Source organism: Neobacillus paridis, assembly GCF_016765675.1.
GTDB classification, from domain to species: domain Bacteria; phylum Bacillota; class Bacilli; order Bacillales; family Cytobacillaceae; genus Neobacillus; species Neobacillus paridis.
The window spans coordinates 25363-46820 of record NZ_JAESWB010000326.1 but is presented as its reverse complement, the minus strand read 5'-3'; the positions used below and the strand labels follow the sequence as shown (position 1 = coordinate 46820).

Annotated in this window: 30 protein-coding genes and 4 pseudogenes; 26 read left to right on the top strand and 8 right to left on the bottom strand. The window is 35.9% G+C overall.

The window, feature by feature from the left end; all coding sequences use genetic code 11:
* The first annotated feature begins 63 nt into the window (after window positions 1-63).
* The 4 genes from JK635_RS19665 (at window position 64) to JK635_RS19650 (ending at window position 2635) form a co-directional block, all read left to right on the top strand.
* Window positions 64-525, top strand: a complete 462-nt coding sequence (locus tag JK635_RS19665) for a DMT family transporter (protein WP_202655646.1) — start codon at window positions 64-66, stop codon at window positions 523-525.
* Window positions 526-561: 36 nt separating this feature from the next.
* Complete coding sequence (locus JK635_RS19660; RefSeq protein ID WP_235888238.1) at window positions 562-1452, top strand: DUF1835 domain-containing protein; 891 nt, start codon at window positions 562-564, stop codon at window positions 1450-1452.
* 13 nt (window positions 1453-1465) lie between these two features.
* Window positions 1466-1945, top strand: coding sequence for a hypothetical protein (locus JK635_RS19655; protein ID WP_202655633.1), 480 nt, complete (start codon window positions 1466-1468; stop codon window positions 1943-1945).
* A gap of 147 nt (window positions 1946-2092) precedes the next feature.
* The gene (locus JK635_RS19650) at window positions 2093-2635 is read left to right on the top strand and encodes a hypothetical protein (RefSeq protein ID WP_235888237.1); all 543 of its coding nucleotides are present in this window, start codon (window positions 2093-2095) and stop codon (window positions 2633-2635) included.
* A gap of 368 nt (window positions 2636-3003) precedes the next feature.
* Here the strand turns inward: JK635_RS19650 and JK635_RS19645 are convergent, their stop codons facing one another.
* Both JK635_RS19645 and JK635_RS19640 read right to left on the bottom strand, forming a co-directional pair.
* Entirely contained in the window at window positions 3004-3291 is a 288-nt protein-coding gene (locus tag JK635_RS19645) for a hypothetical protein (RefSeq protein ID WP_202655632.1), read from the bottom strand.
* A gap of 63 nt (window positions 3292-3354) precedes the next feature.
* Window positions 3355-3753 carry a hypothetical protein gene (locus JK635_RS19640; protein WP_202655631.1) on the bottom strand — a complete coding sequence of 133 codons (399 nt, stop codon included), beginning with the start codon at window positions 3751-3753 and terminating at the stop codon, window positions 3355-3357.
* Between the two features lie 114 nt (window positions 3754-3867).
* On the opposite strand from JK635_RS19640, the gene JK635_RS19635 reads away from it, so the two are divergent.
* Both JK635_RS19635 and def read left to right on the top strand, forming a co-directional pair.
* Complete coding sequence (locus JK635_RS19635) at window positions 3868-4083, top strand: helix-turn-helix transcriptional regulator (protein WP_202655630.1); 216 nt, start codon at window positions 3868-3870, stop codon at window positions 4081-4083.
* Window positions 4076-4282: pseudogene (gene def, locus JK635_RS19630) on the top strand (peptide deformylase); the annotation flags it as partial. The gene JK635_RS19635 and the pseudogene def, both read left to right, overlap by 8 nt.
* A gap of 194 nt (window positions 4283-4476) precedes the next feature.
* Here the strand turns inward: def and JK635_RS19625 are convergent.
* A complete protein-coding gene (locus JK635_RS19625; RefSeq protein WP_202655629.1) occupies window positions 4477-4917 on the bottom strand; it encodes an Lrp/AsnC family transcriptional regulator in 441 nt (146 codons plus the stop codon).
* Between the two features lie 133 nt (window positions 4918-5050).
* On the opposite strand from JK635_RS19625, the gene JK635_RS19620 reads away from it, so the two are divergent.
* The 6 genes from JK635_RS19620 (at window position 5051) to JK635_RS19595 (ending at window position 7489) form a co-directional block, all read left to right on the top strand.
* Complete coding sequence (locus JK635_RS19620) at window positions 5051-5464, top strand: carboxymuconolactone decarboxylase family protein (protein ID WP_202655628.1); 414 nt, start codon at window positions 5051-5053, stop codon at window positions 5462-5464.
* A gap of 269 nt (window positions 5465-5733) precedes the next feature.
* Window positions 5734-6351: an NUDIX hydrolase gene (locus JK635_RS19615; RefSeq protein ID WP_202655627.1), complete on the top strand. Its 618-nt coding sequence runs from the start codon at window positions 5734-5736 to the stop codon at window positions 6349-6351.
* Between the two features lie 34 nt (window positions 6352-6385).
* Window positions 6386-6652, top strand: a complete 267-nt coding sequence (locus JK635_RS19610) for a hypothetical protein (protein WP_202655626.1) — start codon at window positions 6386-6388, stop codon at window positions 6650-6652.
* A gap of 164 nt (window positions 6653-6816) precedes the next feature.
* Window positions 6817-6978, top strand: a complete 162-nt coding sequence (locus JK635_RS19605; protein ID WP_202655625.1) for a hypothetical protein — start codon at window positions 6817-6819, stop codon at window positions 6976-6978.
* Between the two features lie 57 nt (window positions 6979-7035).
* Window positions 7036-7215, top strand: coding sequence for a hypothetical protein (locus JK635_RS19600; RefSeq protein WP_202655624.1), 180 nt, complete (start codon window positions 7036-7038; stop codon window positions 7213-7215).
* A gap of 1 nt (window position 7216) precedes the next feature.
* Window positions 7217-7489: a DUF5071 domain-containing protein gene (locus JK635_RS19595; protein WP_202655623.1), complete on the top strand. Its 273-nt coding sequence runs from the start codon at window positions 7217-7219 to the stop codon at window positions 7487-7489.
* Window positions 7490-7540: 51 nt separating this feature from the next.
* Here JK635_RS19595 and JK635_RS19590 read toward each other — a convergent pair whose 3' ends face one another.
* On the bottom strand, window positions 7541-7843 hold the full coding sequence (locus tag JK635_RS19590) for a hypothetical protein (RefSeq protein WP_202655622.1): 303 nt from the start codon (window positions 7841-7843) through the stop codon (window positions 7541-7543).
* 248 nt (window positions 7844-8091) lie between these two features.
* On the opposite strand from JK635_RS19590, the gene JK635_RS19585 reads away from it, so the two are divergent.
* The 7 genes and pseudogenes from JK635_RS19585 (at window position 8092) to JK635_RS19560 (ending at window position 11541) form a co-directional block, all read left to right on the top strand.
* Window positions 8092-9066, top strand: a complete 975-nt coding sequence (locus JK635_RS19585) for a zinc-dependent alcohol dehydrogenase family protein (protein WP_368857108.1) — start codon at window positions 8092-8094, stop codon at window positions 9064-9066.
* Window positions 9067-9105: 39 nt separating this feature from the next.
* A pseudogene (locus JK635_RS19580) lies at window positions 9106-9372 on the top strand (YnfA family protein); the annotation flags it as partial.
* Window positions 9373-9537: 165 nt separating this feature from the next.
* A pseudogene (locus JK635_RS19575) lies at window positions 9538-9661 on the top strand (arsenical-resistance protein); the annotation flags it as partial.
* Between the two features lie 14 nt (window positions 9662-9675).
* Entirely contained in the window at window positions 9676-10098 is a 423-nt protein-coding gene (gene arsC, locus JK635_RS19570; RefSeq protein ID WP_202655621.1) for an arsenate reductase (thioredoxin), read from the top strand.
* A gap of 96 nt (window positions 10099-10194) precedes the next feature.
* A pseudogene (locus JK635_RS19565) lies at window positions 10195-10562 on the top strand (methyltransferase domain-containing protein); the annotation flags it as partial.
* A gap of 33 nt (window positions 10563-10595) precedes the next feature.
* Window positions 10596-10727 carry a hypothetical protein gene (locus JK635_RS24445; protein ID WP_306792975.1) on the top strand — a complete coding sequence of 44 codons (132 nt, stop codon included), beginning with the start codon at window positions 10596-10598 and terminating at the stop codon, window positions 10725-10727.
* Window positions 10728-11100: 373 nt separating this feature from the next.
* Window positions 11101-11541, top strand: a complete 441-nt coding sequence (locus JK635_RS19560; protein ID WP_202655620.1) for an NUDIX domain-containing protein — start codon at window positions 11101-11103, stop codon at window positions 11539-11541.
* Here the strand turns inward: JK635_RS19560 and JK635_RS19555 are convergent.
* The 4 genes from JK635_RS19555 to JK635_RS19540 form a co-directional block, all read right to left on the bottom strand.
* Window positions 11538-12212, bottom strand: a complete 675-nt coding sequence (locus tag JK635_RS19555; RefSeq protein ID WP_202655619.1) for a TVP38/TMEM64 family protein — start codon at window positions 12210-12212, stop codon at window positions 11538-11540. The two genes, JK635_RS19560 and JK635_RS19555, sit on opposite strands and share 4 nt — an antisense overlap.
* A gap of 128 nt (window positions 12213-12340) precedes the next feature.
* A complete protein-coding gene (locus JK635_RS19550; RefSeq protein WP_202655618.1) occupies window positions 12341-13429 on the bottom strand; it encodes a sensor histidine kinase in 1089 nt (362 codons plus the stop codon).
* A complete protein-coding gene (locus JK635_RS19545) occupies window positions 13426-14112 on the bottom strand; it encodes a response regulator transcription factor (RefSeq protein ID WP_202655617.1) in 687 nt (228 codons plus the stop codon). The genes JK635_RS19550 and JK635_RS19545 overlap by 4 nt, the downstream gene beginning before the upstream one ends.
* Window positions 14113-14153: 41 nt before the next feature.
* On the bottom strand, window positions 14154-14711 hold the full coding sequence (locus JK635_RS19540; protein ID WP_202655616.1) for a class I SAM-dependent methyltransferase: 558 nt from the start codon (window positions 14709-14711) through the stop codon (window positions 14154-14156).
* 476 nt (window positions 14712-15187) lie between these two features.
* Here JK635_RS19540 and cypC point away from each other — a divergent pair, with 476 nt between their 5' ends.
* The 7 genes from cypC (at window position 15188) to JK635_RS19505 (ending at window position 21401) form a co-directional block, all read left to right on the top strand.
* The gene (cypC, locus tag JK635_RS19535; protein WP_235888236.1) at window positions 15188-16438 is read left to right on the top strand and encodes a CYP152 family fatty-acid peroxygenase CypC; all 1251 of its coding nucleotides are present in this window, start codon (window positions 15188-15190) and stop codon (window positions 16436-16438) included.
* 335 nt (window positions 16439-16773) lie between these two features.
* Window positions 16774-16818, top strand: a complete 45-nt coding sequence (locus JK635_RS26100) for an erythromycin resistance leader peptide (RefSeq protein WP_142301762.1) — start codon at window positions 16774-16776, stop codon at window positions 16816-16818.
* A 377-nt stretch (window positions 16819-17195) separates the two neighbouring features.
* A complete protein-coding gene (locus JK635_RS19525) occupies window positions 17196-18089 on the top strand; it encodes a putative RNA methyltransferase (protein ID WP_202655615.1) in 894 nt (297 codons plus the stop codon).
* A complete protein-coding gene (locus JK635_RS19520; protein ID WP_202655614.1) occupies window positions 18089-19552 on the top strand; it encodes an Msr family ABC-F type ribosomal protection protein in 1464 nt (487 codons plus the stop codon). Before JK635_RS19525 ends, JK635_RS19520 begins: the two co-directional genes overlap by 1 nt.
* A gap of 266 nt (window positions 19553-19818) precedes the next feature.
* Complete coding sequence (locus JK635_RS19515) at window positions 19819-20301, top strand: DUF2975 domain-containing protein (RefSeq protein WP_202655613.1); 483 nt, start codon at window positions 19819-19821, stop codon at window positions 20299-20301.
* Between the two features lie 10 nt (window positions 20302-20311).
* Complete coding sequence (locus JK635_RS19510; RefSeq protein WP_202655612.1) at window positions 20312-20536, top strand: helix-turn-helix domain-containing protein; 225 nt, start codon at window positions 20312-20314, stop codon at window positions 20534-20536.
* Between the two features lie 67 nt (window positions 20537-20603).
* Window positions 20604-21401 carry a DUF817 domain-containing protein gene (locus JK635_RS19505; RefSeq protein WP_202655641.1) on the top strand — a complete coding sequence of 266 codons (798 nt, stop codon included), beginning with the start codon at window positions 20604-20606 and terminating at the stop codon, window positions 21399-21401.
* Window positions 21402-21458: the final 57 nt, after the last annotated feature.

Sequence of the window (21458 nt, the reverse complement as noted above, 5' to 3'; positions counted from 1 at the left end):
CTTATTTTAGCAAGACGGCTTTTCTTCACAATAAAAAGTAATTAATGGAGATACCAATTCCTTATTAGGAAACCTTTTGTATTTGGGGCAGTTTTAGGTGAAACGTTATTTATTATATTAGGAAAATTAGTATCTAATAGATTAACTCCCCTTACAATATCAACGATGATGAGTATTTTTGGTCTTATAATGTTTTTACCATTTTCAATATATGAAGCTAAAGATTTTGACCTTTCAAGTGTGGGCATAGGGGATTGGCTTAATATTTTATATTTTGGAGTTGTTGTAACGGTACTTGCTTTTCTTTTAATGTATCAAGGGTTATCAAAAGTTTCAGCAAGTTCAGCAGGAGTTCTAACAAGTGTACTTCCTTTAAGCTCGGTAATTCTATCTTTTTTCATTTTAAAAGAACAGCTTTCACTTACACATTTGTTAGGCATGTTCTTTGTCTTGATTGCTATTTTCTTTATTTCAAAGGACTCATCAGATGAGGAATTAGAAACAAAGTCGTCTATTTCTCAATAAAATAAACTTTAGTTTACGAAAAGAAATGGTTTTTCTTTGGTTAAAGAACGGTCAGAAGTAAAACAAGAAGGGGATTTTCAAATGATACATATTCTTTTTGGGCTGTCTGGTGCTGGGTCATTAAAAATGGCTCTAAAGGCAATGAGGGTACACAAGATAGAACAAATTATTGCTTTTGGGGATATATTTTCGATTGGTCCAGTCCGGATGCTACACGAAAAGGCAGGGCAAGATGTAAGATTTCAATGGATGAAAAATGTGATGAATGACGAAGATGGCGATTTCCAAGATTATCAACAGTGGTTTTATAACACTGTCAATCAAATACATTCTATCCCAGTGAATGTGCCGATTACAATATGGGTGGCTGATAATTCTCACGAGCAGACAGGATTGCGTTATGTTTTATATTTATTACGGGATAAAACGAATAAAATCAAGGTGATTAATACAACCAAGGCACATGCTGTACATTTTAATCGACCAGATATTCAATATACGGTTCTGAAAACAGGGGAAATCTCCCCTGAAAAATTGCAAGTTATTTACGAGAAAGGTCAATCAAAATCTTTATCAGTGCATGAAAGAAAGGAACTTGAAGAAGAGTGGCTGGCTCTTGCTGATACGAAGGAAACCTTACGTATTTGGCGAAATGAAAAGATAAAGGGCGTCAAAGAGGACTATTACGACCAATATATGATAAATATGGCGAAAAAACTTCAGATTGAGCGAGAACGTGAGCAAGAACCTGAGAAATTTATGAAATCCGCAAGATTAATAGGGGAAGTGATAGGGTATTTAGACCAATATATGGGGGATGCATTCTTCGAGTATCGGCTAAGAAAGTTGATAGAAAAAGGTGTTTTTGAGATGGAAGGTAATTTGAAGGCGATGCGTTATTATAGTGTGAGGTTGGCAAAGGGCTGAAGGGGGCATTTAAATGAATAAATGGTTTTTGTCTTTTATCGTTTTGATAGCGATAACGATTGCAGGATGTTCAAAAACTGAGAGTTCAATTAATGAGATGGCTGGAATCAAACCACCCATAGCCAAGATTAAGATTGGCGAGGAGACCTTTTCAACAAAACTTGGTTCATATTGTTGGACAGTGCAAAACAAAAGCACCTGTGTCGATACTGCTGGGCCAGTTGAACTATTAAAGAATGTGAAGCCTATCCGAGTAAAAGCTGGAGAAGAAGTGACGTTCGAGATGGATTATGAACCAAAGCCCAATGAATTTCATGTACTTCAAATAAATAGGAACAGGGAAACGGAGGTAGCAGTGGAAGATAATCATTTTACCGCACCTAGGGAAAAGGGAGTCTATTATTATTCTTACGGTGTATGGTGGATGGACAAAAAGAAAGCTAATGTATCAAAAGATGACGCTACCTATGCCTTTGCTTTAGAAGTGAGATAAATATTTGTAAACGAAATTAAATAGCGGAGGGGTATGATGATAAGAAGTAAACTGTCACTCATTAGTTCAGTTGTTATTTTAGGTATATGTATGTATTTATTTTTCCCGTTTCCTAATAACGTAATGTTAGAAGCACGTTCTATATTCATGTCGTTTCCAATCCGTAATCAAGATGGATTTATCCCCCTCGGTATCATTGGGTCCATTTTATTCATAATCGCCATAATTTTACTTTTCATTGGCATGAAGAAATATCGCTTTCGGACAATTGTAATAGTTGTAATCGTATATGCAATTTTACCAAATATTCTAATCACAATGTACCAAGAAACGTTGGCAAGTGGAATTACAGCCATTTCATACGATGGTAATGGTAATTGCAATTTTGAGAATGTCAGCGAAGACTTATTGAATGGAGAATGTAATTTTGTGTTACATAATCGAAGCGATAAAGACGTATCATTTGAATTAGAATTGCTGGATTCCCACTTCATGGAAGATGGAGTACGAATGGAGTCGCTAATGAATTTAGCTGGTCCTTACAATATTACGATAGAAGCAAATCGTAAAAAGTCTATCCATTTGAAGGAATTACTCGATTTATCAGGTGTTCCTAAACATATTGACGGGGGAACATCGAATGGTATTCATTTTAAGTTAATTGACGGGGAGAAATCACGTACTTTATAGATACATGTTGCTCTTTACTTAAAAGGAGTTAAATTGGCTTAGGGGGAAATTTTTGCAAATAAATATTCGGGTTTATTTGAAGTAGAAGATGATTAGAGATTGGAGTGGAATTAATGAGAAGGATGCCATTTGAAAGACCAGCAGCAGGAGAGAAGTTAGAAGAGTTTGATGAAACCGCCATTGAAATATTGCAAAAGATTAAGTGAACTTTTTGGAGTGTATGGAGAAAATGAATGTAAGGGAGCAGGAAAGTGTAACTTCACCTGCTCTTTAAGCGATTAATATTCCTCTTCACTAAAGAAATCGGATAATGGAAGTTTCACTTTATTCGATCATTAATCAAACGTTCGTTTAAATAAAATAATGCCCTAATTTAAACTAAACAACTTCCCGAAAGTTGCACCAAGACCAGTTTCCCAGAAGAAAAGAAACACTAACATAATGAAAAACCAAGATATTCTCCACGTATTGGTAGAACGTGAAAATTGAATACGGTAAAAGATACCCCAAATGATAAATGAAGCGACTATTGGAAACCAATCCGAAAATCTCATTCCACCCTCGCCAATCCCAAAGGCAAATAAGACTAAAAGGTTAAATGATAAGAGCAGAACCAAGACAATGATATTGTATATATGGAATGCTTTCTTGCTCAATTTTATCTCTCCCTACGAAATTAAATTAATTTCCATATCCATAGATAAGGAGCCGAAAACTCCCTATCTTGGAATTGTTTGTACAATTTGCGAAATGGCAAAAACCGCTACACTTGTACTAACAGCAAGAATCATATAAATAACAGGGTCGAAGGAAAGATATCCCATATAAAATACTATAATTCCAGCAGTTAAGAAAAGCAGAATATAAATAAAAGCGATGAAACATGATACCAGTCGAACATTCCAAGTTCGTTCATCCTCAACAATTTCAGTGGAGGACCAACCTTCGTTATATCCCTTTACAAATCGGGTTATAGTGGTGTAGCCATATAGAATAGAGATTAACCCCCACAACCACCAGATAGTTGCTCCATTAGAAAATGACGAAATACTTACATATGCGAATACCACACACAACAGAATATTGAATGTCAATAACCCCCATTTAGGTAAACGCATTTGAAACTCCCCTTTCATAACTGTTGATTTTATTGAAATTCTTCTTAATCATCGATCCAAAATAACTCGTCTAAAGGTTTTTCTAAAAATCTGGCTATTAGAAGACAGACTCGAATGGAAGGATTATACTTTTGTGCTTCGATCAGGTTCATTGTCTGTCAAAGGAAAAAATTAGGAATTACGCAGGAAGATCTTGCTAAGGAATGTGGAGTTGTAAGACAAACCATTAATTGTGTTGAAAATGATAAATATGATCCAACTCTTGAATTAGCTTTTAAAATTTCAAAAGTTTTAAATAGGAAAGTAGACGAGGTGTTTATATATGAGTAAGTTTCGTCCAGAATACATAATTACTATGAAAGATATAGTAAAAGAAGGTTCTGCTATATTACGAAAGAGGACCCAAGAAGTAAAGCTTCCTATGTCCAATGAAGATAAAGATGCTTTACTATATATGCTCCAATTTTTAAAAAACAGCCAGGATCCAAGTATCTCAAAAAAATATAAACTACGTCCCGGATCAGGTTTATTCAACTAACGCTTTAGTTCGATAGCCATCTTCCACAAACGGGCGTCAGTAACAAGAATCAGCGCTCATTTTCATTTTAGAGCCATCTTGTGGAATAAGCAGGAATCTGTTCGAGAATCTCGATCATTATTAATGCTGGGTTATTTTTACTACGTGTCAGGTAATTTAGAGTAATGCCTCTAACTAAAAACTATTCAATCCATATTAATTTTTAAATTCGTCGGAACTTGTGAAAAAATAAAATGTGTTACAGTATGTGCGATTGGATTTACTTCATCAATGAATTTTTCTGCTTTAGCGAAAGTTTCAAACTGCATTTTAAGCATATAGCACGCACTTCCTGCTATTCGATAACAGAATTCTACATTTGGAAGTTTCTCAATATAATTTTTAAAAGATTTATAGTCACCCTTTTTAACTGTTGCTTCAATTATACATTGGATTGGTAAACCTAATTTCTCATAATCAACTTCTAAAGTATATTTCTTTATTATTCCAAATGACTCCATTTGTCTTACCCGTTCCGTTACTGATGGGGAGGACAGATTTACCCTTCTTCCAAGCTCGCTCATTGATAAACGGCTGTTATTAAGTAGTTCATCTAAAATTTTTTTATCAATATCATCTATTTTCATTTTTAAAGTTTTTCCTCCAAAAATCGTCAATTTCAAATAGAATTTGTTTGATAATTGTTGTGAATTTAATGTGATTTAGTTATTTTGTTTTTTATAATTAATTCATAGTTAAATATAACAAGGAGGAACTTTTATGGCAAGAATTGTGGAATCTAATTTTGGAGAAACACCTTTTCAACGACTATTGGGGCATAATATAGATATAATGGAAGGATGGAATCGGTTAGGAGATGTGTTAGAAAAAGATGGACTATTAACGTCTGAATTAAAGGAACAAGTGAGAAAAACATTAGCTCAAAGTAACGGATGTGAGTATTGTAAGGCCAAAGGGAAACCAGACCCAGATCAATTTAATGAAAAAACATCTATTGCAGTAGGATTTGCAGAAGTCTTTTTAAAGCAAAAGGGAGACATAGCTGATTCAACTTTTGATATTTTGAGAGAATGTTTCACTGAAGAGGAAATAAGTGAATTATGCGCATTTATTTCTTTTACGACGGCTTCACAATATTATGGTGCGATGATGAAATTGAAACCTGAAACATAAATAATTTCCTCTGTGGGAATGGAGTTGAAGGGTTTACCAATGGATTTGGAAGGACTAAGGGTAAATTCCATATATAGAGTAACGGAAAAGGGTAAAAGCGTTTTGTACACGATTCCAACTTTCCAAAAACGAAGGCATACGGCATTAGAAACATTTAAAGAATAGTTCAGTAATTATGCAACGTGGGCGACCCCAAGAGGTAGCTTCTTTATTTGGGTTAAATAAAAAATTAAAACTTAGGTATTAAATTGATTCGGTGGTGAAGATAGATGGAACCAAAATGGCTAGAATGGGCAAAACAGCTTCAATCTATTGCACAGGCAGGGCTAACTTATTCGAAAGATATATATGACTTGGAAAGATTTGAAATGATTAGAGACATTAGCGTTGAAATGTTGTCACTACATACAGATGTTAGTAAGACTGTAATAAAAGATTTGTTTGCCAATGAAACAGGTTATGCAACTCCTAAAGTAGACATTAGAGCTGTTGTGTTTAAAGATAATAAAATTTTAATGGTTAGGGAAAACACAGATGGGGATTGGGCGTTACCTGGGGGTTGGGGCGACGTAGGTTTATCTCCGAGTGAAGTTGCAGTTAAAGAAGTAAAAGAAGAATCAGGGTTTGATGTGAAAGCAAAAAAATTGATAGCTGTATTTGATAAGAAGTGCCATCCACATCCACCTTCCCCATATCACGTTTATAAAATGTTTATCCAATGTGAAGTCATTGGTGGAAAACCACAAGAGGGTATTGAAACAAATGCAGTTGAATTTTTTGCAGAAAATGAACTACCATCTTTGTCAATAGCTAGAAATACAGAATCACAAATTCAATTAGCATTTAAACATATGCATAATCCACAAGAACCTGTCTATTTTGATTAAAGCCCAAGTTTTTTCTACATAAGGGGCTTTAATAATGCAATATTCAGCAAGGGTTATGACCTTAAAAAATATTCTGCTAAGAAGAGGTTTTGATGGTGTCGAAATGGGACTATATTGGATATTATTTTGGGCTGATGATTTTAACAATCATGTTATCAGGATTTGTTTATTAGGAATAAAAACATTGAAATCCATTTGGGATAAACATCTGGTTGAGTATTTCAATGAATTGTTGGAATGGAATAAGCGTAGTTTTTTCTTTTTGTACGGGCTATTTGGGATTGGATATATAAAATATTAAAAATTGTCATTCCTACGAGGTGGACTATAAAAATAATGAACCTTTTTTATTTAATATTTTCAATAACCCTGATTTGCCTTGGATTATTGGGAGTATATATTTTGGCCACAGAGTTTTACTTCTCTCCGTCGAAGCAAATAACTGACATTTATAAGGAGTAATGGATGAAGGAAAAAATTAAAGCTGAAGTTGAGAAATTAGTCGGATTAAAATTGCAGTATGTTGGGAGAGCCTCGAACCTTTTTTGGATTGGATTCGGAGATATGATTCAGGGAACTAAGGGAGATAAGACCTTGTTATTTATCTATCTTTCGTTATTTAACTAAGCAAAAAAGGCGACTCGACAGTATAGAGAAGAAGATAAAGGTGGCGGTGAAATTATTATGGAGAGGAATGAAAATAATTATTCGGTTCTGTTCTTCACTTATCGTGGTATTTTAGACAACTTTTCCGGATTTGTTTATGTGCCAAATGACCAAAGACCTTATAAAAATGATTTTGATGGTGATTTTAAAGAGATTGAAAAGCTGGATAAAAGTTGGTACTGGGTAGGGTCATCTTAACATGAGTTATAACGCTGACTTTATGCCAAGAAATAAGCATGACTTTGTAAAAGTAAACCAAATAAAGAAGTTAAGTAGAAATGAACAATTGCTTTTGTTGCTAGGTCTTCTGGAATGGATTCAGGATATAAACTGGCCAATAGCAAAGGAAGTGGCGGAATTTTTACTTACGTTCCCGAATGAAATTGTTTCACTCATTCAAGATGTTTTAGCGACTAATGATAATGAGTGGAAATATTGGTGTTTAGAAATTTTAGTCAAAATAGTGAAATAAGAGATTAATCCATAAAAAACTACTTTCCCAAAAATGAAATTGGAACTCTTTTTACCTTCTGTTTATATTAGATGGAGAATTATCACTGTTTTTCTTTTCGTAGTAAGGCATTCGGGTCATGATAATTGGCTCTTTAAGATTAAAATTTGGAATTTGTTGCGGTTCTAAATTACTTGGCATATATTCAACATTTTTGGCTTCTTGCGGGAGTGGATCATTAACTGAGCCCATGATAATGATTTTTTGCTTATAATGATCTTCTTTCGTGTTTTTTACAATTTCTGTGCTATTGGTACAGCCAAACAAAGCGATACTTTGCGTAAGAGTCAATGTAGACAAATACAGCTTTTTCATTGCGATCTTCACCTCTTTAATACCCCATTCCCATTTTATTCATTAGACGAACTATTCATCCCTTCCGTTTCGAATATAGAGGGTCTTAGGAAACATCGTTTGAGTGTCTTAAAAGATTGTGCAAATAATATGAGAAATTCATGTGAACGGTACGTTACTGTTACTTTACCTTCTTTACCATGTAGAGATAATATTATTAAATAAATCTGATTTTTTAAAGGGGACATATTGGTTTGGAAGCAAGATGAATTAAATTTTATGAGTTCGGAAGTCCAGAAAATGTTTTAAAAGTTGAACGTAAAAATATCCTGCCACCTGAGAACGGAGAAGTTCTGGTTCGTATGAAAGTTCGCCCTATCAATCCATCTGACTTAATTCCAATAAAAGGGGCATACTCCCATCGGATTTCATTGCCTAATATCCCTGGTTATGAAGGCGTAGGAATTGTAGAAGACGTAGGGGCTTCTGTTTCACAAGAGCTAATTGGTAAACGTGTTTTACCTTTGCGTGGGGAAGGGACATGGCAAGAGTTTGTTAAGACATCTGCAGAATTTGCAGTGCCAATCCCGTACTCCATTGATGATTATACAGCTTCACAGTTATACATAAATCCCGTAACAGCATGGGTAATATGTACAGAGGTTTTAAGTCTGAAACCAAATGATGTTTTATTGGTAAATGCTTGTGGTTCTGCCATTGGTCGTATTTTTGCTCAATTATCAAAAGTTCTCGGTTTTCGGCTTATTGCTGTAACAAGAAACAACAATTATACAAAAGACTTACTTCAACTTGGTGCTTCCTATGTAATCAATACATCAGAGACAGCATTACACGATACTGTTATGGAACTAACAAATGGACTGGGGGCAACTTCCGCCATTGATTCAGTTGGGGGCAATGATGGTACTGAATTAGCGTTTTGTGTTCGCCCTAATGGGATTTTTTTAACTCTTGGTTTATTATCAGGAATACCTGTGGACTGGAAGAAAGTTTCACTACAGGCAGAAGTGAATACTAAGTTATTTCATCTACGTTATTGGAATCAACAAGTATCAGTGCGAGCCTGGCAAGAAACGTTTCATCATTTGATTATGCTCATAAATGACAAAAAATTAACACTTATGCAGAAAGACTCTCAATACGATTTGTTGCAAGTAAAAGAGGCTGTTCGTGTTGCTGAATCTTCAAGAAGGAATAAAGGGAAAGTATTTTTAACGAGCTGAGTAGGACCATATTTTATATAAGCTTAGAAAAAGAATGGCTTAGTCTGGTTATGGTTACGTGAAGGCAACCCATGTTGGTATGGAATAATCGGAGGGATTATTTTAGTTTTGTACGGAATCATCCTTACTCTACAAAAATTTCCTTCATTTGGAAGAGTATATGCGGCATATGGTGGAGTATTTATTATTCTTTCCGTATTGTGGGGTTGGGGTGTTGATAAAAAAACGCCTGATACATACGATTGGATTGGAGCGGCCATTTGTTTAATTGGGGTCTCCATCATGCTTTGGGGTCCAAGACATTAAATGGTTGAATAGCGAAAGAGCAGCAATCCTTGCCCCGTAAGAGTTAAGCTGCTTCGTTTACCTTTCAGTTGGTTTCCTCATGCCATTGAATCGGTATCTATTGTCACATAGTCGACACTGGAACCGAAGAAAACAAGTAAGCATAAACAGCAACAACATTATAATGGAATTCATTCTGGTGCAGCATTTGCAGCCGTCATTGGTCCGCTTGTAGAAGTGCCAGTCATGATTGGGCTGGTTAATGGCATTATGGTTTAAACGAAAATATTTTGCTGAATCAGCGGCCTAAAGGTGGAACCCAACATGGAAAACAAAATGAAAATTTACTTCTTATGTACAGGAAACTCTTGCCGTAGTCAAATGGCGGAAGGCTGGGCAAAAAAATATTTAGGTGATGAATGGGAAATTCGAAGTGCTGGTATTGAGACACACGGCTTGAACCCATATGCAGTAAAAGCGATGAAAGAAGTTGGAATTGATATTTCGAACCATACTTCCGATCTTATCGATCCTGAATATTTGAACAGTGCAGATTTGGTTGTGACCTTATGTGGTGACGCTGCTGATAAATGCCCTGTTACACCACCAAAAGTAAAACGGGTCCACTGGGGGTTTGATGATCCGGCAAAGGCAGAAGGAACACTGGAAGAAGTTTGGAGCGTATTTCAGCGTGTCCGGGATGAAATTGGAGAGAGAATCAGACGGTTTGCGGAAACAGGAGAATAAGTATGTTTTAAATAAGCGTATACTTATATATAAATATTTTGAGGAGAAGATTTGTGATGAGCGGAGTAAGAGATGACGAAATTCGAAATAGTGTAAGAAACTTTGCCGGTTGCAGCCGGTTCAGTTGATGTAATTATTTCAAACTGTGTCATTAACTTATCCCCAAATAAGGAGAGAGTCTTTGAAGAAGTATATCGTGTCTTGAAAAACGGGGGAAGGCTGGTAATTTCCGAAATTGTTTTAACAGCGAATCTTCCGGACAAGATCAAGTCAGACATGCAATTATACTCCTGTGTTTTGGGAGCCTCAGCTATAGAGCAATTGTATGAGCTAATGGAACAAGCAGGGTTTAAAATATCACCATTATCCCAAAAGATGAGTCAAAAGAATTTATCAAAGAATGGAATTCTGGCCGAAGGCTCGAAGAATACATTGTTTCAGCAATCATCCAAGCAGAGAAGTAAGTGCACCAGCCACGGAGCAAGGGGGGAAATGAGATGAATTCAGAATACAAAATAAGACCTGCTGAAACGAAAGATATTAAAGTAATATTATTCATTTATAATCAAGGAATCGAGGACCGGATAGCAACATTGGAAGAAAAACAAAAGGATATGCAACAACAATAAAAAAATAATAGATAAAGACCAAAGCAGCTTCCCCAGGAATGGAGGGAAGCTTTTTTGTGTGTATTAAATCAATCACAGTTTATTATTGTTTGAAGTTATCTTTACTATTTTTCATATACATCAAGTTCAATTATTTTAAGATTTGTTGTACAATATAAAATGTACAAAAAATAATAATCTTCGTTTTTGATCTGGAAAATTGTAGATAGGGTTCCGCTATTTATATAGGACTGTGACCGAGGTCTACATCTTTTACAAAATGTAAAAGGCACCTATTGACATAAAAGGTCCGAGGGGAAAGGTTCAGCGTATTTGTTATGCGTTGACATCTTTCCTTTCGGCCTTTTTTTAATTTTAAAAGGAGGTTTTTCGTATGGAGAGAATTGATGAATTAAGGGCTGGTGTTGCTGTTATCATTTTTAATGAGGAGAATCAAGTTTTATTACAGAAAAGAGCAGATGTAGGACTATGGGGCATTCCTTCGGGACATGTAGAAATAGGAGAAACAGTTTCTCAAGCAGCCATCAGGGAAGTAAAGGAGGAAACTAACTTAGATATCAGTATTAAAAAGTTAATTGGTGTTTATTCTGACCCTAATTCACAAATATTTGTTTATCCAAATGGTAAAGTAGTACATTTTATAACAACTTGTTTTCTTGCTGAAATTACAGGAGGAGAACTTAGATGTAATTCAGATGAATCACTTGAAATTAAATTTTTTGGGCAACTAAACCTGCCTCATGATTTATTGAAAATGCATCCACGATGGTTAAAAGATGCTCTTGTAAATAGAGAAATGGCATTTATTCGTTAAAGTGATACCTCTATTGAAGTAATGCTTTTATTTGCCGTTAAATTGCATGGTTTCTGTTTTAAATTGTTCCAAATTTTTACCGTAATAACTCCAATTACTACAACAGAAATTACGATCAAGGTAACACCAAGTAGTGATTCACCAATAGTTATTCCAAGAAAGCTATACAACATCACGACTGGAATGTTTGAAATCATGATCGTTAAGATGTAGGTTCGATAATGAATCCCAACGGATGCCGACAAAAAACAAATTGCATCAGTCGGGGCTATTGGACAGATGATACCCAATGCCAAAAACTTATAATTGTACTTTTCCAGAAGTGCTTTTAGTTGTGGATTTTTATGCTCAAGAAATTGATTTAACTTTTTGCTTGAAAGTATTTTGGAAAGAACATATACCAATGTTTCACTAATGACCATTCCCGCCATGGATAGAAAAAAGCCCAATAGTGGATCAAAGCAAATACCACCTAAAATCATTAACGTCACACCTGGTATAAAGGCAAAAAGCCTTACGATCCATAGACCCACAAATACTAACATTGCGTATTTTGTGTTTCCAGTGATAAATTCCTTTAATGCATCCAAATGAAGTGACAGTAAATGATTTTGCTTTAATATATAAACGGATAAAATCCATATTGCAACAATAACAAGTTTCTTTTTCAATTGGCTCACATCCTTTGTATTTGATATTTACATCATAAGCAAAGAGAATTAAGAAACAGTATGGGAAATCCTTAAGAATTCTTAAGCTCCAATAAAAAACAATGACTTATGGGACTTTAATCCATAAGTCATTGTTTTATCGGTTGCTCTACTATAAAGGTTATCCAACCTTCTTTATGTTCTGCTCGAATGTTTCCACCATGCAATTCAACAATTCTTTTTGAGATGGCAAGTCCAAGACCCGTACCTTGATTATTCCTTCTTGCCTTATCCCCTATAAAAAATCTATCAAATAGTTTATTTATATCGTCAACAGGAGGAGATTCAACTTGATTTGATGCTTTCAAAATTGCCATAGAACCCTGTTTTTCCAACTTGATGTGTATTTCTGACGGTTTTAAACTGTATTTTATTGCATTTGCAAGAAGATTTTCATAAACCCGTACCATTTTTTCAACATCCATTATAACGGAAATTTCTTCATTGGGTATTTCCTTTACAACAGTTAGTTTTTCCTTATCAAAAATGGGAACGTATTCCCCGATTAATTGTACTAATAAACCCACCAAGTCCACTTCATTAAAGTCTAATTGGACATCAGGGCTTGTTAAACGAGTATATTCAAAAAGTTCATTGATTAGAGCTTCAAGTCTTTTTGATTTTGAGTAAGAAGTATCAAGATATTCAATTAGTTGACTTTGATCTGAATACTTACCCTTTCTCAACAAGTCTAAATATCCAATTATGGATGTTAAAGGCGAACGCAAATCATGGGATACATTTGTTATTAGTTCATTTTTTGCCATTTCCAATTGTCTTTCATATTCAAATTTGCTCGCCAATTCTTTAGACATACTATTGACGTTTTCAGCAAGTCTGCTTAATTCATCATTTCCTTTCATTTCAATGGTTAATCCCAAGTTTCCATTGGCAATATCATTAATACTTTCTGTAATACGCTTTATATACATAATTTTTTTTCGAATCATTGCTAAGAAAGTGACAATAAAAGAAAGGATAACAAAAGTAAATATTAAAAAAACGATAAAATTATAGGTAGTTACTCCAATTTCATCAATAGTAAGATATTTAATATTATAATAATGCAAAATAATTTGAGAGATAATTGTCATGACAACAATCGAAACAAAAAAACTAATAGCAACTGCTACCAAAAGTGTTACAAGTAATGAATTCTTGATTCGATATCTCTTCATATTTTATAGCCGACTCCCCAAACAGTTTTGATATAGATGGGATGTTTCGGATCTTCTTCAATCTTCTCCCTAATTTTTGTGATATGCACCATTACCGTATTATCCGACTTAAAAAAGTCTTCTTTCCAAACAGCTTCGTATATTTTGCTGACGCTTAACACTATGCCTTTATTACGGACAAGAAGTTCAAGTATATCAAATTCCTTCGGTGTAAGCCTTACTTCCTTCTTCCCCACCCATACTTGGCGAGTATCCGTATTTATTTTTAAATCGCCAATTTCAATGATGCTTTTGTCATTATCAGCTTCGGCATTATACCTTTTATATCGTCGAAGTTGAGACTTTACTCTTGCTATGAGTTCCAATGGATTAAATGGTTTCGCCATATAATCATCTGCACCAGAAGCAAGCCCCTGGATTTTATCCATATCTTCTGATTTCGCTGAAAGCATGATGATGGGCATATGGCGTTCTTCTCTAATCTTCATACAGGCTTCAATTCCATCCATTTTCGGCATCATTATATCTAAAATAATGAGGTCAAACACCTCTTTATCCAGTAGTTTTAACGCTTCAAGGGCATCTTCTGCCTGTTTTGTCTGGATTCCTTCGTTTTCTAAATAGACAGAGATAAGGTTTCTGATTTCCTTATCATCATCAACAATTAAAATTTTTGTACTCAATCTATTTCACATCCCTTACGTACCATCTAGTAACCTACACTTTAATTTTGGCAACTCAATACAAAAGCAGGCGGAATATTTCGGTATTCACGTTTAATGTTAATTTGTTCAAAATATTGATTAAACAGTGGCTTTTTAAACAGGGTATATTGAAAAGTAATAAACTTACCCCTGTTTTTCAACAACTTCCTTGTTTTATTTAAGATAACATTCGAGACATTCTTGGGCAAACTCGCAAAAGGCAAACCAGAGATAACATAGTCAATATAGGGAATTTCATATTTTTTTACATATTTGTCTATATTCTCTGCCGTGTCGTTTATGATAATAAGGTTGTTTTCACTTTTGTATTTTTCTTTTAACGTCTCGTAAAACACTTTGTTGCTCTCAAACAACATAACCACGGTATCTGGTCTTCTGTATTTTATGATTTTATCTGTAAAAACACCAGTTCCCGCTCCATATTCAACAATATATTGAGCTGATTGGAATTCAACCGTCTCGATCATTTTATCGGCAAGATAATCTGAACTTGGCAAAACAGCCCCGATTTTTCTTGGACAAAAGAGATATTGAAGAAAAAACATTATTGATTTCAAGCCTATTCACTCCTTCGAAATTGTATTTCTATGGTTAGAATAGACTTAAAACCTAAAGAAACAGTGGTGGAATTTCTTAACAATTCTTAAGATGAATCTCATTATTAAGTGGTATAGCAAAAGAAAAGGCAGGGCGAATTCATATGAATTACCCTGCTCTTTGTTGCGGTTGTCACTTGTTTACCGGGCTTTCCGTTTTACTATGTCTTGCCAATGTGGAGGAAGTTCATGTGTTTCTTTGCTTTTATTTGTTGAACTGGGAGAAAAATTTCAGTAAAGACTAGGATTACTATTACAAATTTTTTCAAGAATGTTCACCACCATTGCAGTATCTCAAAAGCTGTTATTATTTTCCCTCAATTGAAATCCTTAATGATTGCCATTCTTTTGTAAAATAAGCAGAGGAAAGCACTCTTTTGAGTAAACAAGGATGGATTGACAAATAATAGGACTAACTCATAAAAATGGAGGTTTCTATGATAAATAAACAAAATATGCCTCGAGAAGAAGGATTAGACCATAGTTTAAGCCTGATGAGAGAAGGCTATATGTACATCTTGAATAGACGGCGCAGTTTTCATTCCGATGTCTTTGAGACTCGATTGCTTGGGAAGAAAGCAATCTGCATGGGGGGAAAAGAGGCAGCGAAAGTTTTTTATGACACCGAGAAATTCCAAAGGAAAGGCGCTGCACCTAACCGGGCGATCCAAACCTTGTTTGGTCAGAATGGTGTTCAAGCATTAGATGGACAAGCCCACCAACATCGCAAGGAAATGTTTATGTCCATCATGTCCCCTGATGAACTTAGCAGGCTATCTAGCCTTACCAAAAAACAATGGGAGGTAGCTATAGCTAATTGGGAGCAAATGGATGAACTAATTTTTTATGAAGAAACCAAGGAAATATTATGTCGGATAGCCTGTGAGTGGGCTGGAGTACCAATGAAGGAAGATGAAATGAAGAATTTGACCAAGAATTTGGGAGCAATGTTCGAATCCGCAGGTGCAGTCGGGCCCAGCCATTGGCTGGGAAGAAATGCCCGAAATGATGTGGAAAAATGGATGGGCGAACTGATTGAAAAGGTCCGTCAAGGGACTGTGAAACCTCCTGAAAATACAGCTTTACATAGATTCTCTTGGCATCGTGATCTAGATGGGAATCTCCTTGATTCCGCAACGGCTGCTGTTGAAGTCATCAATATTCTACGACCCATTGTAGCAATTGCCATATTTATTAATTTCGTTGCTTTAGCATTACATCATTATCCGGAAGAAAGGGAGAAACTCCAATCCGGAGATGCAAAATATGCTCAGATGTTTATTCAGGAAGTTCGCCGCTTTTATCCGTTTTTTCCGTTTGTCATCGCACGGGTGAAGACAGATTTTTCCTGGAACGGCTATCAAATTGAAGAAGATACTCTAACTCTTTTAGACCTTTATGGCACAAACCATGACCCTGAAATTTGGGACAATCCGGATGTGTTTAATCCTGCCCGCTTTGCCAATTGGGAAGGGAGCCCGTTTTCATTCATCCCACAAGGTGGTGGAGACTACATGATGGGGCATCGCTGTGCTGGTGAATGGGTCACGATTGAAATCATGAAAGTGTGCCTTGATTTTCTTGTCAACCAAATGGATTATGAAGTCCCTGCACAGGACTTAAGTTATAGTTTGGTAAGTATGCCAAGTATCCCCCATAGCCAAGTTGTAATCAAAAATGTGAGGTGAAAAATATAATTAAGATGGATTACATTCGTTAATAGGATATCTCAAAAAAGCTGATTGCCTTTTTTGTTCGAGAAAATCGGCTTTTTTGTTTAAGAATAAAAAAGAAATCAGCAAAAAAATTCAAGAACAAACTGGTTACTCATTGGAAGTAACGGTTTAAGTCGAAATGGTGCCTGACACCACTCGGGGTGTCAGGCACCAACCATTTGCTGAATTCTGAAATTAGTGAATCTCGACTATACTTGGTCACTTAGATACATATTACCTTTGACTTCTTTAAAAGGCCAGTATACAATTATAAGTGAATGATAAACGTTTAGGAGGATTATTAAAAAATGACACATGCAATGAGACTACGATTCCCAACTTTGAACCAGTAATTGAATACGGTCAAAGGCTCTGTTCGTGATGCAGAGTAAACGGGATTAGTCTGTCCTTTTTTAATAATCTTCATTTCATATTTGTGAAGTAGTCATTCACCCTATACCGGCAATTTGTTTCTCCACTTAACCAACTTTTGAATGGGGTCACTGATGCCTGATTATGCGTGAAAAAATATGTAATGTACAGAAAGGCGGCTTATTCTGCCTTTCTTTATTTTTGTCTTATTTTAACCTTACTTTGTGTACTCCAAAGGCAGGTTTATTTTCTGACGGCTTTTAATAGCCCCCTAACGGAATAAGGATGGGTCTACTCCCTTTACTCTCAAGTCACAGGCAGATGCTTGTGATTTTTTTATTTGAAAGGAAGAGGAAATATGACTAATAAAGAAAAAAGTGCTGAATTAGCTAGTAAATATGTTCAGGTATTCAGTTGCCCACTTTGTAATAGTCCAATGGCGGTTACTCATTTAAAAAGCCTTATCTGCCTGAATAATCATACGTTTGATTTTGCAAAGCAGGGATATGTAAACATGATGACTCGTTCTGCACATAGCCATTACGACAAGAAATTATTTAAGGCAAGACAAAAAATCATTATGGAAAGTAACTTATATACCTCACTTCATCAGAAAATTTCAGAAGTTATCAATGAAAAGATACATGCTTCTACTGGTGAAATCATCATTCTTGATGCTGGCTGTGGCGAAGGTTCCCATTTACAAAGGATTTTAGATAAAGGTAAGAATGGGACAATTACAGGATTAGGTGTAGATATTTCAAAGGAAGGCATTAGAATGGCAGCCAGCAATTACAAAGAATCCATCTGGCTTGTCGGTGATTTAGCTCACCCACCCATATCGGCTCAATCGTGCCATATCATTTTGAATATCCTTTCTCCTGCCAATTATAAGGATTTCAAGCGGATTTTAGTGTCAGACGGTCTCATTGTTAAAGTGGTTCCTCGCACAAATTATCTTAAAGAACTTCGGAAAGCACTTTTCGATGATATGGATATGAAGACTTATAAAAATGATGAAACGGTGTCACTTTTTAACCAGCATTTTCAACTAGTGAACATGATCCATTTAAGCTATACCAAGAAATTACCTCAATCAGATTTATCAAAATTAGTTCAAATGTCTCCACTTGCCTGGAACTCGAAGAAGGAACAAATTGATAAATTTACAAATCAAGTTTTTTCTGAGATTACCGTTGATTTAGATATTTTGGTAGGAGTAAATAGACAGACGAAGGAGGGCGAAGAGTAATGGAAAATGTATGTATTCAAATGGAAAATATAGAACTTTCATTTTTAGATAGAGTAGTACTAAATATCCCGAGGTTGGCCGTGCACCAGTTTGATCGAATTGGCATTGTTGGAAAGAATGGTGCGGGAAAAAGTACCCTGCTGAAACTTATGGCTGGTCAAATTAAGCCAGATAAAGGCCATGTGAAACGCTTCATAGATTTTGCCTATTTTGATCAACTAACATCACCTGAACAAACCGAGGTAGATTACGGGCTAAAAGGAAGACTGTCAATTCCAGAAACGGAGATTGAAAACTTTAGCGGTGGTGAACAGACAAGACTAAAGTTAGCTCAAATTTTCTCAAACTATCATGAAGGATTATTAATTGATGAGCCAACCACTCATCTAGATGGAGATGGTATACAATTTTTCATCGAAGAATTGTCTTACTATTATGGTGCTTTAATCATTGTGAGTCACGATCGGTATGTATTGGATAAACTTGTGACGAAGATTTGGGAACTGGAAGATGGAATGGTAACCGAATATACAGGGAATTACTCCGAATACGCTCGCCAAAAAGAGCTTCAGAAAAGACAGCAACAGGAACAACATGATCGATACCTCAAAGAAAAATCACGTCTTATTAAAGCTGCAGAGGAAAAAATGAAGAAGGCTGAGAAAATCACACAGGCGAACGGGCGTATGTCCAAAAAAGAAACAAAAGCAAAGGCGAATAAAATGTTTATGACAAAATCAAAGGATACAAGTCAAAAGGCCGTTCAACGAGCAGCAAAAGCAATCGAGCAGAGAGTGGAACAGCTTGAAGCGGTGGAACCTCCCAAAGAGGAGCAAATCATTCGTTTTCACCAGTCAAATGCTCTTCAATTACACAATAAATTTCCAATTATAGCGGACCGTTTAACGATAAAAGCAGGGAATAAGGTACTTCTCGAAGAAGCGAGCTTCCAGTTTCCATTAGGTAAGACAATCGCCATTACTGGGAAGAATGGTTCAGGAAAAACAACTTTGCTTCGCCATATATTAGAGCGGGGTGAAGGGATTACAATTTCTCCAAAAGCCGTTATCGGTTCCTTTGAACAGATGGATTATCAATTAACAAAAAATGAATCGGTCCTCGGCTTTATGAAAGATAGAAGCGACTACGATGAGAGAAAAATTCGTTCTGTCCTACACTCTATGAGTTTTACAGGAAATGATTTAAAAAAGAATGTCCGCCATTTAAGCGGTGGGGAGGCAATTCGTCTCGTGTTGTGTCAACTGTTTTTAGGAAGATATAATATACTAGTTTTAGATGAGCCAACAAACTTTTTAGATGTTTTTTGTATTGAAGCCTTGGAACGATTCCTTAAAGCATATGAGGGAACTGTTCTCCTTGTATCGCATGATCGAACTTTTATAGAGAGAGTGGCTGATTGTGTTTATGTCATAGAAGATAAGAAACTAGTGTTAAAGAGATAAAGCATTAAGGAGGAGCAGGATAACTCTATTTCTTTATTCTGCCTCTCCAAGTGTCATTAAAGTCGGCTTGCAGCTAAATAGTTAGTATCTAAACGCATTAGAACCATTGTGTATTCAAGGTTTAGATTTTAACGTTATAAGGAATGAGTATTTAGAGGTGAATAATTGAATATCGGTAATAATTCATTAATAAATGATAAATATTTATTGATAATCGATAAATATAAGGGTAAAATATTGATAAATAAACTATCGAGGTGCTTTTGATGAGACGAGGATCAACACTTTTTTTAAAAATTGCTGTTATTCTTATTGGAATCCCTGTGCTTGCTTTGTGCATCTTTTTGGTGCCGAAGATCGGCAATTTTACAGCAGAATTGTATCCGGATGTTGCCTTTATGAAATATATCGTTTTACTTGTCGTGTATGGAGCAGCGATCCCTTTTTACTTTGCTTTGTATCAGGCTTTTAAACTTTTACACTATATTGACAAGAACAAAGCCTTTGCGCAAATTTCTGTAATGGCTTTAAAAAAAATTAAAAACTGTGCCATCACTATCAGTATCTTGTATGTAGCAGGCATGCCGCTGTTTTATCTTATGGCGGAGAAAGACGATGCCCCAGGTATTATAGTAATTGGATTGATCATTATCTTTGGTTCTATTGTGATCGCCGTCTTTGCTGCAGTTCTTCAAAGACTTTTACAGGAAGCTATTGATATAAAATCAGAAAATGATTTAACGGTCTGAGGTGAAAACAATGGCGATAATTATCAATATTGATGTGATGCTGGCAAAGAGAAAAATGAGTGTAACAGAACTTTCGGAAAGGGTTGGAATAACGATGGCTAACCTTTCGATATTGAAAAATGGAAAGGCAAAGGCGATCAGGTTCTCAACTTTAGAAGCAATTTGTAAGGCTTTAGATTGCCAGCCGGGCGATATTTTAGAATATCGAAGTGATGATGGCACCGAAAATTCATAAAGGGGGGTTATTTTTGAATCTAACCATCCAAAGTAATTCTCAGAGAAAAACCCTGAAGGCACAAACCGTGAGAGCACTAAGGCAACTCGTTCGTTTTGGCTGGGAGCAAGCCCTATCTTGTTTGTTTCCAGTTGTAATTTTTGCCTCGTTGGCTTTTACAAAAATCCTCCCGCTTCCCTTCCTGCCCCGGTATGATTGGCTGCTCATCATTTGTCTTCTGATGCAGTGGGTGATGGTACGTTCTGGGTTGGAAACACGGGATGAACTAAAGGTAATCACCTTGTTCCACCTCATTGGGCTTGCACTTGAAATTTTCAAGACACATATGGGCTCCTGGTCTTATCCTGAGGAAGGATATTTCAAAATTTTTGGTGTTCCTTTATATAGCGGATTTATGTATGCAAGTGTGGCGAGCTATCTTTGCCAGGCATGGAGGAGGCTGAAGGTTGAACTGGTGAAGTGGCCACCATTTGTGCAGGTTGTGCCTCTTGCCGCTGCAATTTATTTAAATTTTTTCACCCACCATTATTGGATTGATGTTCGCTGGTGGTTATCCGGGCTTGTCATAATTGTCTTTTGGCAATCATGGGTCACATACGAAGTTGATAGAACTCGATACCGCATGCCACTTGCACTTTCTTTTGTACTCATTGGATTTTTTATCTGGATTGCCGAAAACATCGCAACGTTCTTTGGAGCTTGGGAATATCCAAATCAAACCGAAGTATGGAGTCCCGTTCATCTCGGTAAGGTGAGTTCCTGGCTCTTATTAGTGATTGTTAGCTTTCTTATCGTAGCGACGTTAAAGCAGGTTAAAGGGAAGAATTCAACGATGGTCGATACGGGTACCGGTCCATCTAGATAATGATGGTTGTCTTAAGGGGAATCTTCTTTTTAGACAACCTTTTTCTTTGTATGCATT